Origin of the sequence: Mesorhizobium abyssinicae (assembly GCF_049887195.1) — a bacterium.
Classification (GTDB): domain Bacteria; phylum Pseudomonadota; class Alphaproteobacteria; order Rhizobiales; family Rhizobiaceae; genus Mesorhizobium; species Mesorhizobium abyssinicae.
In genome coordinates this window covers 41,467-55,018 of record NZ_JARAKC010000015.1, presented here as the reverse complement: position 1 = coordinate 55,018, position 13,552 = coordinate 41,467, and the positions used below count along the sequence as shown (strand labels likewise).

Below are 13,552 nucleotides of genomic sequence, written 5' to 3'. Positions count from 1 at the left end.
GTGCCCGATGCAAAAGCTGTCGCCTATCCGTTCGAAAAAAATGGAAATCGTGCAGCCGACCGACAGCCCTGCCAAAGCACGCATCCTCGCCGTCGATGATGACGAACGAAATCTGTTGGCGATTGACGAACTCCTCTCTCCGCTGGCGGACGTCGTCACGGTGCAATCCGGTGAAGAGGCGCTGCGCTGCCTGTTGAAGGAGGATTTCGCCGTCATCCTGCTGGACGTTCTGATGCCGGGTCTCGACGGTTATGAAACAGCAGCGCTGATCCGCCAACGCGAGCAGTCCAAGCGAACGCCTCTCATCTTCCTCACGGCCATCAACAAGGAGGACGCTCATATGCTGCGCGGTTACGACGCCGGCGCGGTAGACTATGTGTTCAAGCCATTCGACCCGGTCATGCTGCGATCCAAAGTGGCCGTATTTGTCGAGCTTCACGAGAAGACGCTCGAAATCCAGCGAAATGCCATCGCCGAGCAGGCGCTGCTGGCGAAGGCCCTCCAGGCCGAAAAACAGAAGCTTGAAGCCGAGCGATCGCTCCGCACCGCGGAGGAGCGACAGGAAGCCATTCTTGGATCATTGCCCGTCTGCTTTCACGCGAGGGCCGCCGAGCCGCCTTTTGCAGCTCGTTTTGTCACCAAAGGTGTCGAACGTCTGACGGGATTTCCTCCCGAGCGACTGACATCCGATCCACGTTTTGGCCTGAGCCGGGTGCACCCGGACGATTTGCCCAAAGTGCGGGAAGCATTGCTGGCGGCAAAAGCAACAGGCTCCTACACATGCGAGTTCCGCTGGCAGTGCGCCGACGGCAAATATCGCATCTTTCTGGACCAGGGCGTCGTGTCGAAAGGTGCCGACGGGCGCCGTCCCGAAATCCTTGGCACCTTGCTCGACATAACAGAGCGCCGTGAGCTCGAAAATCAACTCCTGAAAACTCAGCGCCTGGACGCGATCGGAAAACTCACCGGAGGGCTGGCCCACGACTTCAACAACCTGCTCGCTGCGATTCTAAGCGGGCTAGGTCTGCTCGAGCGGCATGCCACGCTCGACAATCAGGGGAAGCAGATCGTTGAATTGACCCGCCGCTCCGCCAAACAAGGCGCTGAGCTTGTCACGCGCATGCTCGCCTTTTCTCGGCGACAGAACCTGAAGCCTGCCGCGGTCCGTCTTGCGGCGCTGGGGGACACGATGAACGGGCTGGTGGCACCGGTACTGGGAGGCTTGATCCGGTTTGAATGGATGGTCGACAACTCTGTTTGGCCCGCTCATGTCGACGTCGGCCAACTGGAGCTGGCTTTGATGAACCTGGTTTTCAATGCGCGCGATGCCATGGCCTCCGGGGGAACAATTACAGTGCACGCACAGAACCGGACGATCACAGCAGCATCGGAAGATTTGACGGCGGGAGACTACGTCGTCCTTACGGTCAAGGACACCGGCGCAGGCATCCCCCCGGATGTTCTGGCAAGGGTCGTCGAACCCTTTTTCACCACAAAACCGCTCGGCAAGGGGACCGGCTTGGGCCTCAGCACCGTCGACGGCTTCATGAAGCAATCCGGTGGTTCACTCCGAATAATCAGCGCCGTCGGCCGCGGGACATCAATGGAGCTTTGGTTGCCTCGTTCGGCAGAGTTGCCGGCAGATAATGCGGCCGAGTTCGACGCGGAGCCGGTGATGGGCGAGGCTGAAAAGGCGCTTCCGTCCCTGCTTTTGATCGACGACAGCAGCAGCCTGCGGCAACTGACAGCAGAATCTCTTCGGCAACGCGGCTTCGCAGTCACCTGTGCTGCAGGTGGTGCCGAAGCACTGGCGATTATCGAACGGACACCCCACGACTTCGACGTCATTGTCACGGATTTCGCCATGCCTCTCGTGTCGGGCGTCGAGGTAATTCGCTTTGCGCGCAACCTGCGCTCGAATTGGCCAGCGGTGATGATAACGGGATACGCCGACGCCGACGCCATCGCAAACCGTCCTCCGGATGTTCCATTGGTCAACAAGCCCTTTCGCGAAAAGGACCTCATAGAGAACATCCTGCGCGTCAACGCTGCCTACGCGATCAGCTGATAGCAAGCCAGCGTCCACAGCTATGGTGCGTGCACCACACCGGTTGGGGTCCGCTCGCTTCAGCCTGAGGTCGTCATGTCGTTCATGGAGCATCAGTGCGACTTTTCCGCCGGCATCATGGCCACAATTTTGCAGGTAGGATAGCAACGCTGGCGACGAGGCTCGATGCCGCAAGCGGCCGAAGCGAAGGAAACGATCGATGAAATCCGCGAACGGAATTGCCGAGGTGAGCCGACTGAAAATCGGCTTTGTGCTCGCGCGTTCGTTCACCCTTTCAGCCTTCGCCCTGTTCGTCGATACGCTGCGTCTGGCCAGTGACGAGGCGGACCGGTCGGGCCGCATCTTTGCCGATTGGCAGGTTCTGGCCAGCACTCGGCACCTGATCACCTCCAGCTGCGGCGTGCAGGTCGCGCCGACATCGGATCTCGTGGACCCCAATCTGTTCGACTATATCGTCGTCGTCGGCGGGCTGTTGAACACCGAGTTCCCGGTCGACGACGAGACCGTTCGCTATCTCAAGAAGGCAGCCGCCAGCAAAGTGCCGTTGATCGGCGTCTGCACCGGGACCTTCGTGCTTGCGGACGCCGGCCTGATGAAGTTCCACCGGACCTGCGTCAGCTGGCTGCACTACCAGGCATTCCGCCAGCGCTTCCCGGATCACGAAGTCAGGTCGGACCGCATCTTCAACCTCGATCGGACCAGGGGATCGTGCGCCGGCGGCAGCAGCGCGGCGGACATGGCCGCATCGATCGTGAGGCGTCACATCAGCGAACGCGCCGAGAGAAACGCGCTCGAGGTCCTGCAGATCGACAAGGCGCGCCCGGCCTTGCACATCCAGCCGCGCCGGCCGCTCTCGATCGAATGCAACGATCCGCGGCTTCAGGCGGCGCTGATCGCGATGGAAAACCATATCGAGAATACAATCTCGATATCCGAGATCGCGGCATCGGTTGGATTGTCGCGACGGCAGCTGGAACGCTTGTTCATGGAGAAGACGAAAACCTCCCCGGCGCTCGTCTACAAGAAGGTGCGCCTCGAGCGGGCAAAGCAGCTTCTCCTCGAGACCAGCGTGCCGATGCTCGACATCGCCATCGAAGTCGGCTTCGAAAACGCGTCGCATTTCTCCAGGGTTTTCCGGGAGACATTTGGAATGCCGCCGAGCAAATTGAGATCGGCAGTTGCCGGCGGCACGAGCCTTGTCGATAGATAGACTCAATGCCATCAGGCGCTGCAGTGCAGCGAGTGACGGCTTCAGGTCACATGTTGCTGCAAGGTCGGATCGGCGGTCGTGGCTTGAACGGAAGAGGCTGGCGCCGGAGGGGAACGTCGGCGAGCGACGACCGGATGGGTTTGACGGCAGCAGTGGGTTGAGCGGCGGCTACACGCCTGGCGAGCAGCCCCGCCGACATTGCGGCGAGCTTGGATGCGATACTCAAGGACGACTCCTCCCAGGAGAACTCCAGCACATCCCAATCTACCACGCCCGCCGCCGCGCACGCAGTTACATTTGCTAATCCAGGGAGGATAGGGTCAACCGGTGCGAAGTCTTTCCGTTCTGGCGGACTCAATCTTCCTCAGCCGTGCCTTGGCCTCGCTCACGCGCCGCTGCGCGCCTCTGATCCTGCAGCACAGGGCCAAATTGACGGCGACGTTGCCGTCACCATCCAGGAGTTCTTCCGCCCGTTCCAAGGCCAGTTCCGCTCGGCCGGCACGCTGCCTCGCCTTGTCCATTTCCAAGCTGTAAATTTCAACCATCTTTCCGCTCGCGTTGCGGTCCCTTCAAGATCGAAACCAGTGCCGGTTGGATTGGTTCCGACACGGCGCGCGACAGCTTGTCACAATGCGGGGCGCGTTTAACCGGGAAGCCGGTGGTGCCGTTGGCTAGGATCGTCAGGTCGTTTGATATGCGCCCGGCAGGAGCACTAGCTTTCCCGCCTGGAAGCCCCCTGCAGCCGCAAATGGCGTGGCAACGCTTCTGCGAACCCGTCCTTTCGGCACCTTCTTCCGGTATCTTTTGTGCAGCAGTCGAAACAGTCGTATCCTGTCCCGCCGCGACGGTCGCGGACGAAGCATGAAGGTCTCGATGGGCGAGCAAACTCTACGTTCTTCGCGGGAGCGCATGACGATCCTCGGCGATGTCGAGGCGGCATCGTTTGTTCCGTGGATCGAGCGTCATGCCTCCAAGCTCGGGCTCGCGCAGGCAATATGCGCTGCCGGTCCCGACCGGATCGAACTCGACATTGCCGGTCCGGCCGAACTCATCGACATGATGGAGATGGGGTGCTCCCTTGGACCAATCGATGTCTGGGTCGAGGCCATCCGCCGGGCGCCGATCGAGAGCGAATCGGGCTAGGTTTGCAGCCGCTTGCGAAGCGGCGTGCACCTTTTTTAGGCATTATTGCCAGTGAGGAAATGTTGTGCAAACGTAACCGGGCTTATTAGCATGTCCTTGACCGCGAAGCCGCGCTCGGGAAGATGCTGGTGTCGTTTGAAAGTTGATGCATGCCGCCCTATCCGACCGGCTCATGGATGCCTGTTGCCCTCTCCGCGGACCTGCCGGCGGGAACCGTAATGCCGGCGCAATCCCCAGCCGGGCCGGTTGCCCTTTGGCGAAGCCGTTCCGGCCGTGCGGCGGCCTTCGCCGACAGATGCCCGCATCGCGGCATGCGGCTTTCCCATGGCTTCGTGCGCGGTGAGACCCTGTCCTGCATCTACCACGGCTGGGGCTATGCCCAGGCGGGAAACTGCCTGCGCATTCCGGCCCATCCGGCACTGACGCCGCCGGACACGATCCGTGTCGCGACGCAGCCCGTCGAGGATGGCGGCGGCATCATATGGATTTCCGTAGGCGAGCCCGCCGCCGGGCCGCCCCGGTTCGAGGGCCTTGCTCCGCTGCGCTCGATGATGGTGGAAGCGGACATCGCGGCGCTGGAGGCGGTCGCGGGCACCAAGGCCGACGGAGACCTGCTCGACTACACCGGGAATGCCCCGACCATCCGCCTGCTGCTTGCTCCGCAAGGGCAAGCGCGCACGCTGGTGCATGTTCTGGTGGCCGAGGGCAGCAGTCAGGCCGAGCGTATCGCCGCATCGAGAGCCGCCGAGGCGCTGCGGCGGGCGGCCGAGGATATTGCGCACGGTGGGATCGCCCGATGACCCGCAACGCGATGATCGACGAATGGTATCCGGTCGGCATTGCCGGCCAGCTTGATGCGCACGGGCGCAAGACGGCCCTCATGGGCGAGCCGATCGAGGTGGGGCGCGGCGAAGATGGGAACGCGAAGGTCACCGGCGCCAACGGACGTGCCCTGCCGGCCTGCATCCGCTATGGCCATGTCTGGTCGTCGCTCGGCGACCCGCAAAAGCCGCTGTTTGCGATCCCCGAGGCCGATCAGCCGGGCCGCCGGCTCGTCGATGTCGGGGTGGTGCGTGTGCGCTGCTCGCCGCTGCGCGCGGTCGAGAACTTCCTCGACATCGCGCATTTTCCGTTCGTGCACACCGACATATTGGGGGCCGAACCGCACACCGAGGTGCAGAACTACAAGGTCGAGATCCGGGAGGACGAAGACGAGGTTTGGGCGACCCAGGTGAAGTTCTATCAGCCGCAGGCCGCCAAGTCGGCGGAAGGCGGCATAACCACCGAATACATGTATCGCGTGCCCGCGCCGACCTGCTCGATCCTCTACAAGACATGCCCGCCGCGCCCGGGTGAATGGGACGTCATCACGCTTTTCGTGCAGCCGCTTGCCGAGGACCTGTGCGACGTCTGGCCATGGATGGCGCTGTTCGACGACGAAACGCCGATGACGGACCTGATCCATTTCCAGCAGACGATCTTCGTCCAGGACCGGTCGATCCTCGAAAACCAGATTCCGGGGCTGCTGCCGCTGGATCCCGGCATGGAGATCCCGACGCGAGCGGACCTCACCTCGGTTGCCTACCGGCGCTGGCTGAAACGTCATGGCTACACCTACGGCGCGCAACTGGTGGCGCAATGAAGCTCTACGACTACGTGCTTTCGCCGAGCTGCTACAAGGTGCGCCTCATGGCTGCGCTGACCGGGGTGACGCTCGACATCCGCCCCGTCGACTTCCATCCCGGTGTCGAGCATCGCGGTCCTGAGCTCATGGCGCTGAACCCGGCGGGGTCGATCCCGATCCTGGAGGATGGCGATCTCGTCCTGACCGAATCCTCGGCCATGCTGGTCTACCTCGCCGCCAAGGCGGCGCCGCAATGGCTGGGCAACGATACGGCCGGGCAGGCGGCGCGCGTCCAGCAATGGCTTTCCTTCTCGCATCGGCTGACCGCCAGCCTGGGAGCCGCGCGCCTGCACGAGATGCTGCTGCGTCCGGGCAATATCGCTGTCCTCCAAGGGCAGGGGATAGCGGCCCTGCGGGAGCTGGAGGCTGGCCTTGTCGAACAGCAGATCCGCGGCCAGCGCTTCCTTGCATCCGACCGGCCGACGATCGCCGACGTCGCCTGCTTTCCCTATGTGGCGCTCGCACCGGACGGCGGCGTTTCGCTCGATCCCTATCCCGCGATCCGGCTCTGGTCGCGGGCGATCCGCGCCATCGATGGCTTCATCGAGATGCCGGGCATCCACCGGCTGCACGAGTTGAAACCCGAGCCCGTCCCAGAAGTCGGCGAGGCCTGAGGTGGCGGGCTATTTGCTGAAGAACTGCGCTGCGGTCATCGTCGACGAGGGCAACGGCCCTCACGTCCGGCGCAATGTCGATGTCCTGACCGATGGCCCGGCGATACGGGCCATCGGCGAAGGCCTCGACAAGGCGGAGCTGCCCGCCGGTACCGTCGCACGCGACGCCGCCGGCTGGTTCGTCTATCCCGGCCTCGTCAACACCCATCACCACTTCTTCCAGTGCTTCGTCCGCAACCGCGCCGATCTGGACTGGACGAAGCTGTCGGTCATCGAATGGCTCGACCGCATCTATCCCGTTTTCTCGCGGCTGACCGAGGAATGCTTCTACCACGCATCGGTGACCGCGATGGCTGAGTTGATAAAGCACGGCTGCACGACGGCATTCGACCATCAGTATTGTTTTCCGCGGCATGCCGGCAAACGGCTGATCGACCGGCAGTTCGAAGCCGCCGAACTTCTCGGCATGCGCTTCCATGCCGGACGCGGCGGCAACACGCTGCCGAAATCGCAAGGCTCGACCATCCCCGACGCCATGCTGGAAACGACGGACGAGTTCATCGCCGACTGTGCCCGGCTGATCGACGCCTATCATGACGCCGGTCCTTTCAGCATGCGCCAGCTCGTCGTCGCGCCCTGCCAGCCGGTCAACTGCTATCGCGAGACCTTCGTGGAATCGGTGGCGCTGGCGCGCGACCGCGGGGTGCGCATGCATACCCATGTCGGCGAGGGCGAAAGCCCGGTCATCGAAGCCCGTCACGGCATGCGCACGGTGGACTATTGCGCCGAGATCGGCTTCTGCGGGCCGGATGCCTTCTATGCCCATTGCTGGGAACTGACCCACGACGAGTTGCGCAAGATGGCCGCGAGCGGCACCGGCGTCGCGCACTGCCCGGAGCCGGTCTATCTAGTCGGCGCCGAGATCACCGACATCCCGGCGATGTCGGCCTTCGGGCTCAATGTGGGGCTGGGCTGCGACGGTGCCGCATCGAACGACAATTCCAACCTGATGCACTGCATCCATTCCGCCTACATGCTGCAATGCCTGGCGGCATCGACACGCGGCCATCCGGTTCCGCCGCCGGCCGATTTTCTCGGCTATGCGACGACCGGGGGCGCGGCGCTGCTCGGGCGCCGCGACATCGGCAGGCTGGCGCCCGGCATGGCCGCCGACCTTTTCGCCATCGATACGCGGCGCATGGACTATGTCGGCACCAGGCACGATCCGCTGAGCCTGCTGGCCAAGGTCGGCATCGGCGCGCCGACCGACATGACCATGATCAACGGCCGCATCGTCTGGGCCAAGGGCGAATTCCCGGGGCTCGACGAGGCCCGGCTCTTCGCGCAAGCCGAGGCGGCGCTCGCCACAGTGGAATTCTAGCAACCAAAACAAGGGGAACCGATATGCTGACAAATCTTACCCGCAGAACATTGATGAAGGGCGCGGCCGCCACCGGGCTGGTCGCGACGATGGGCGGCCGCGCGCTTGCAGCCGACGAACCTCTGGGCATCGTGCTGGTGGTCCCGTCGCCGGTCGGCGATGTCGGCTGGGGCCGGGCGCTTGCCGACGGGCTCGAGCCGGTGAAGGCGGCCTATGGCGACAAGGTGAAGGTGACCATCATCGAGAACATACAGGAAGGACCCGACGCCGACCGGATCATGAACAAGGCGGTCGCCGACGGGAACAAGTTCCTGATCGCCGGCTCCTTCGGCTACCAGAACGGCGCCCTGCAGATCGCGCGCCGCAATCCGGACGTCACCGTTCTGCATGCCTCCGGTTTCCAGGTGGCGCCGAACTTCTCGCCCTTCGCGGCCCAATATTCCCAGGGCACCTACCTGATGGGCATGGCGGCGGCCGCGCTTTCGAAGACCGGCAAGCTCGGCTCGGTTTCCGCCTTCGCCATTCCCGAGCTGATCACTTCGATCAACGCGTTCACGCTCGGTGCGCAGGCGGTGAAGCCCGATGTCGAGGTTTCGGTCGTATGGGTGAACTCCTGGTTCGATCCGGCCAAGGAGCAGGAGGCCGCCAAGGCGCTGCTGGCGCAGAAATGCGACGTGATCTTCTCCAACGCGCAGGACACGCCCTCGGTGATTTCGGCTTGCGAGGAGGCCGGCGTCTCCGCCTTCAACCTCAACTCGTCGATGAAGAAATACGCGCCAAAAACCTATCTCGGCTGTGTTGCGACCGACTGGTCGCCCTTCTTCAAGGCCTCCGTCGACGCCCACATCGCCGGCAACTTCAAGGGCGCCAACGCTTTCCTGGGTGTCGGCGACAAGGTTGTCGAGGTCGTCGACTGGAACCCGGGCATCCCGGCCGACATGATGACCAGGATCAAGGAGGTCGAAGCCAAGATCGCCGCCGGCAGCTTCTCGCCCTTTGCCGGTCCGATCGCCAAGGCCGATGGCAGCGAGGGCGTCCCCGCCGGCAAGACGATGACCGAGGCCGAGATCGTGGCAATGGACTGGCACGTCAAGGGTGTCACCACGCCGCTGCCCAAGTGACCATGACCGTCCCGCTCCTGTCGCTGCGCGGCATCTCCAAGAGCTACGGCCAGATACATGCCAATCGAGACATCGATCTGGACGTGGCTCCGCGCTCGATCCACGCGATCCTTGGCGAAAACGGAGCGGGCAAGTCGACGCTGATGAAGCTGATCTACGGCGTCGAGCAGCCCGACGCCGGAACGGTGATCTGGAAAGGCGAACCCCTGGCCCTCGCTTCCCCCGCGGATGCGAGGCGCAAGGGGATCGGCATGGTCTTCCAGCATTTCTCCTTGTTCGAGACGCTGACGGTGGTGGAGAACATCCGCCTAGTCGTGCCCGCAAGCAAATCGGATCTGGCGCAACGCATACGTGCGCTCGGCCGCGACTTCGGACTTCAAGTCGATCCGCTCGCCCATGTGCACGCGCTCTCGGTCGGAGAACGGCAGCGGGTGGAGATCATCCGCTGCCTGATGACCGAACCCCAGCTTCTGATCCTCGACGAACCGACCTCCGTCCTGCCGCCGCAATCGGTCGACAAGCTGTTCGAGACCTTGCGGCGGCTGCGCGACGGCGGCGTTTCCATCCTCTTCATCTCGCACAAGCTGGAGGAGATCCGCGCGGTCTGCGACCGTGCGACCATCCTGCGTGGCGGGCGCGTCACCGGCAATGTGGACCCGCGCGACCACGACGCGCACGACCTCGCCCGCATGATGATCGGCCGCGACATGCCGCAGCCCATGCCGGCGATCGCGCATTCCGGCGGCGACACGCGCCTCGAGATCGTCGGCCTCGACCATCGGCCGGACGATCCCTTCGCGGTGCCGCTTTCCGACGTCAGCCTGACGGTGCGGGCTGGCGAGATCCTCGGCATCGCGGGCATATCGGGCAACGGGCAGAGCGAACTCGCGGCGCTGATTTCGGGCGAGACGGTGCTGCCGCGCGAAAAGTCCGACCGTATCTTCATGATGGGAAAGGATGTCGGCGCGCTCGATGCGGCGGCCCGGCGCCGGCTGGGCTTGGCTTTCGTTCCGGAGGAACGGCTCGGCCGCGGCGCGGTGCCCGAAATGTCGCTTGTCCTCAACAGCCTTCTGACCGCCCATCCGTTCGGCCTGCTGAAGCGCGGCCTCGTCGACACGACGCGGGCGAAGGCTTTCACCGAGGACTGCATCCGCCAATACGACGTGCGCACGCCCGGTTCCGAAGCGGAGGCCGGCGCGCTCTCGGGGGGCAATCTGCAGAAGTTCATCGTCGGCCGCGAGATCATGCTGTCGCCGAAATTGCTGTTCGTGGCGCAACCGACCTGGGGCGTGGACATCGGCGCGGCCGCCGCCATCCGCCGGCGCCTTGTCGCCCTGCGCAACGATGGCGTGGGCATCCTCGTCATCTCGGAGGAACTGGAGGAGCTGTTCGAACTCTGCGATTCGATCCAGGTGATCCATCAGGGCCGGCTTAGCCCGCCGCTGGTGACGCGCGACACCAGACCCGAGGAGATCGGCCGCTACATGATCGGCGCCCATTCGACGGCCAGGAAAGTCCCTGCATGATCGCTTCCTCCAGGCCGTTCCTTCCCGTTCTGGTTCGCCGGGAGCATGCCTCGCTTACCGTCAAGCTGGTCGCCCCGCCCGTGGCGCTCGGCCTGGCGACGCTCCTCAATCTCGGGCTCTACCTGCTCATGGGCCGCGATCCGGTTGCCGTTTTCCACGCGATGCTTCTGGAACCCTTCCTGTCCTGGGCCTCGTTCTCGGAAGTCCTGCTCAAGACCGGGCCGCTCCTGCTCATCGCGCAGGGGCTTGCCATCGGCTTTCGCGCAAAGGTCTTCAACATTGGCGCCGAGGGCCAGTTCATCCTCGGCGCGATCTTCGCATCGGCTATCCCAATCTGGTTTCCAGCCGCGACGGGCCAGTGGATCTGGCCCTCCATGCTCGTCATCGGCGCGCTGGGCGGCGCGCTGTGGGCATCGCTCACCGCCTTCTGGCGCGTCAGGCTCAACGCAAACGAGATTCTGGTGTCGCTCATGCTGGCGCTCGTCGCCGCGCAATTGCTCAACTATCTGCTTCTCGGCCCCTGGAAGGATCCGGCCGGCTTCAACTTCCCGCAATCGGTGATGTTCCAGTATGACGCGATGGTGCCGATCCTGATCCCCGGCACCCGGGTCAACGTCTCGCTGCTTGTCGCCTTCGCATTCTCCCTCGCGGCCTGGGTCTTCATGCAGAGGAGTTTCGCTGGCTACAAGCTGCAGGTCGGCGGCCTCGCGCCGCACGCGGCCGGATACGCCGGCTTCAACGAAGGGCGCGCGATCTGGCTTTCGCTGCTCATCGGTGGTTTCGCTGCAGGCCTCGCAGGAGCGGCCGAGGTGGCCGGGCCGCTTGGCCAGTTGCAGCGCTCCATCTCGACCGGTTACGGCTACGCCGCCATCATCGTCGCCTATCTCGGTGGCCTTCACCCGGTTGGCATCGTCTTTTCCGCGCTGCTGATGGCGGCCCTCTATATCGGTGGCGATAATGCCATGGTCTCGGCAAATCTGCCGGTCGCAGCGGTCCGGGTCTTCCAGGGCAGCCTGCTGCTTGCCTATCTCGTCGCCATCGCCTTCGTCCGCTACCGGCTCGTCTGGCGCCATGCCGCCCACGGAAGCACCTCATGAACGCCGTTGAGTTCATCGTCGCCGGGATGCTGGCGGCAGCCACGCCGTTCCTTCTGGCGGCGCTCGGCGAACTGGTGGCCGAGCGGGCCGGCGTCCTCAATCTCGGCGTCGAGGGACTGATGGCCCTCGGCGCCGTGATTGCTTTCATCGTCGTCTATCAGGGCGGCGGGCATCTGCTCGGATTCCTCGCCGCCGGCCTTGCCAGTGCCGCGCTTTCCCTTGTCTTTGCCGTCATCGCGCTGGGATTCCGCGCCAACCAGGTCGCGGTCGGCCTCGCCATAGGCATACTCGGCCAGGGCCTCTCGGCGCTGTTCGGCAAGAGCTACGAGAGCCTCACGGTCAGGGGGCTGCCGAAGCTGTCATTGCCCTGGCTGTCGGATATCCCGGTCGTCGGCGGCCTGTTCGCTCAGGACATTGTCGTGTGGCTTTCGCTTGCCGCGACCGTCGCCATCTGGGCGACGTTCGCCTACACCAAGACCGGTCTCGTCGTCCGCGCCGTCGGCGAGAACCCCAAGGCGGCGCATGCGCTCGGCTATCCGGTGATCGCCGTGCGCTTTGCCGCCGTCGCCTTCGGCGGCGTGCTGGCGGGTTTTGCCGGCGCCTACGCAGCCGTGGTCTACACGCCGCTGTGGGCCGATGGCATGATCGCCGGGCGCGGCTGGATTGCGATTGCGCTGGTCGTCTTCGGCACCTGGCTCACCAGCCGTATCTTTTCCGGCGCGTGTCTCTTCGGCGCCGTGTCCCTGGCAAGTCTGGCGGCACAGGCGACCGGGCTGGGCGTTTCCTCGCAACTTCTGTCGAGCCTGCCCTATCTCGTGACAGTCATCGTGCTTGGCATCATCTCGTCGAACCGGCGGCTGCTCAAGCTCAACGGCGTTGCCTCGCTGGGAGAGCCTTTCGAGCGCTAGCACCACGGATGCGCCGCAATGCGGCCAATGCCATCTGCCCCGGCGAAACGGCAACGCCGATGGTCGGGTGCCAGTTCGGGGCTGCCGGCCTGCCACGCCGCCGACAGCCCCCGGCAGACCCCTCATTGCGGCGGAAAGAAGCACCGCAACCAGGAGAGTCGACATCGCATGAGGATATCACTATATACCGGCGGCTTCGGCGACGCGCCCCGGGTATTGGGCGGTCGACGGCGCTGCGAATGTGCTGACACCTATTGTGATGCAAATCGGTCTGAAAACCGGAAAAGCAAAATAGAAACAATAGCATGATGCTGGGTATCCCAGCCGCCTCCACCATCATCCTCAACGATCAGAACGTGTCCCTTGACGCTTCCCTCCTCTCGCACGCTGTGGACCTCGGGCAAGATCAACTTGCCGGGAGATGCCGACTCGGCTGGAATGGGTGCATGCATCCTTTGCGGGGTGCCGACGTTTATGATTACCAACCGGCATAGCCGCTAGGGAAAAGCAGTATGAGTGAACATGCGATCGAGTTCTTGCGGGGGTGGATTGGCGAGAAGGTCCATTGCCAGCACTCGCCGGTAAAGATCGACACGCAGGCCGAGACCCTCGCCAGGGAATGCGCGGCCAAGGCGGCCGAGGAGGGCATTCTTCTTGAGGACATCCAGGAAGAGGTCGGCGACATCAAGGAATTGATCGCATCGCGCCTCGAAGAGGCCGCCGAGGCCGAGCAAGAAACCCATCCGGACAAGCCGTCCGAGTGAGCTAGACCCGGGCGGGGCGCGCCTGTCCCAGGCAGC

General features: G+C 63.9%; 13 protein-coding genes. 12 read left to right on the top strand and 1 reads right to left on the bottom strand.

Features of this window, described 5'->3' with window-relative positions; genetic code table 11:
* Positions 1–7: 7 nt before the first annotated feature.
* A complete protein-coding gene (locus PU724_RS25235) occupies positions 8–2,068 on the top strand; it encodes a response regulator (protein WP_354424186.1) in 2,061 nt (686 codons plus the stop codon).
* Positions 2,069–2,267: 199 nt separating this feature from the next.
* Complete coding sequence (locus PU724_RS25230) at positions 2,268–3,278, top strand: GlxA family transcriptional regulator (RefSeq protein WP_127392473.1); 1,011 nt, start codon at positions 2,268–2,270, stop codon at positions 3,276–3,278.
* 320 nt (positions 3,279–3,598) lie between these two features.
* Here PU724_RS25230 and PU724_RS25225 read toward each other — a convergent pair whose 3' ends face one another.
* Positions 3,599–3,823 (bottom strand): hypothetical protein, encoded by a 225-nt coding sequence (locus tag PU724_RS25225; protein ID WP_127285434.1) that lies wholly within the window; start codon positions 3,821–3,823, stop codon positions 3,599–3,601.
* Between the two features lie 316 nt (positions 3,824–4,139).
* Here PU724_RS25225 and PU724_RS25220 point away from each other — a divergent pair, with 316 nt between their 5' ends.
* The 10 genes from PU724_RS25220 to PU724_RS25175 all read left to right on the top strand — a co-directional run bounded on the left by PU724_RS25220 (position 4,140) and on the right by PU724_RS25175 (position 13,516).
* On the top strand, positions 4,140–4,421 hold the full coding sequence (locus PU724_RS25220) for an acylphosphatase (protein ID WP_354424183.1): 282 nt from the start codon (positions 4,140–4,142) through the stop codon (positions 4,419–4,421).
* A gap of 149 nt (positions 4,422–4,570) precedes the next feature.
* Complete coding sequence (locus PU724_RS25215; protein WP_127392472.1) at positions 4,571–5,221, top strand: aromatic ring-hydroxylating oxygenase subunit alpha; 651 nt, start codon at positions 4,571–4,573, stop codon at positions 5,219–5,221.
* Positions 5,218–6,063: an aromatic ring-hydroxylating oxygenase subunit alpha gene (locus PU724_RS25210; protein ID WP_127285431.1), complete on the top strand. Its 846-nt coding sequence runs from the start codon at positions 5,218–5,220 to the stop codon at positions 6,061–6,063. Before PU724_RS25215 ends, PU724_RS25210 begins: the two co-directional genes overlap by 4 nt.
* On the top strand, positions 6,060–6,719 hold the full coding sequence (locus PU724_RS25205) for a glutathione S-transferase family protein (protein WP_128274680.1): 660 nt from the start codon (positions 6,060–6,062) through the stop codon (positions 6,717–6,719). Before PU724_RS25210 ends, PU724_RS25205 begins: the two co-directional genes overlap by 4 nt.
* Before the next feature lies 1 nt (position 6,720).
* Entirely contained in the window at positions 6,721–8,100 is a 1,380-nt protein-coding gene (locus PU724_RS25200; RefSeq protein ID WP_354424180.1) for an amidohydrolase, read from the top strand.
* Positions 8,101–8,126: 26 nt separating this feature from the next.
* Positions 8,127–9,221 (top strand): BMP family ABC transporter substrate-binding protein, encoded by a 1,095-nt coding sequence (locus PU724_RS25195; protein ID WP_320255838.1) that lies wholly within the window; start codon positions 8,127–8,129, stop codon positions 9,219–9,221.
* Between the two features lie 2 nt (positions 9,222–9,223).
* Positions 9,224–10,747: an ABC transporter ATP-binding protein gene (locus tag PU724_RS25190; protein ID WP_354424178.1), complete on the top strand. Its 1,524-nt coding sequence runs from the start codon at positions 9,224–9,226 to the stop codon at positions 10,745–10,747.
* Positions 10,744–11,844 (top strand): ABC transporter permease, encoded by a 1,101-nt coding sequence (locus PU724_RS25185; protein ID WP_354424176.1) that lies wholly within the window; start codon positions 10,744–10,746, stop codon positions 11,842–11,844. Before PU724_RS25190 ends, PU724_RS25185 begins: the two co-directional genes overlap by 4 nt.
* The gene (locus PU724_RS25180) at positions 11,841–12,752 is read left to right on the top strand and encodes an ABC transporter permease (RefSeq protein ID WP_354424174.1); all 912 of its coding nucleotides are present in this window, start codon (positions 11,841–11,843) and stop codon (positions 12,750–12,752) included. Before PU724_RS25185 ends, PU724_RS25180 begins: the two co-directional genes overlap by 4 nt.
* A 512-nt stretch (positions 12,753–13,264) precedes the next feature.
* Entirely contained in the window at positions 13,265–13,516 is a 252-nt protein-coding gene (locus PU724_RS25175) for a DUF768 domain-containing protein (protein ID WP_127286754.1), read from the top strand.
* Positions 13,517–13,552: the final 36 nt, after the last annotated feature.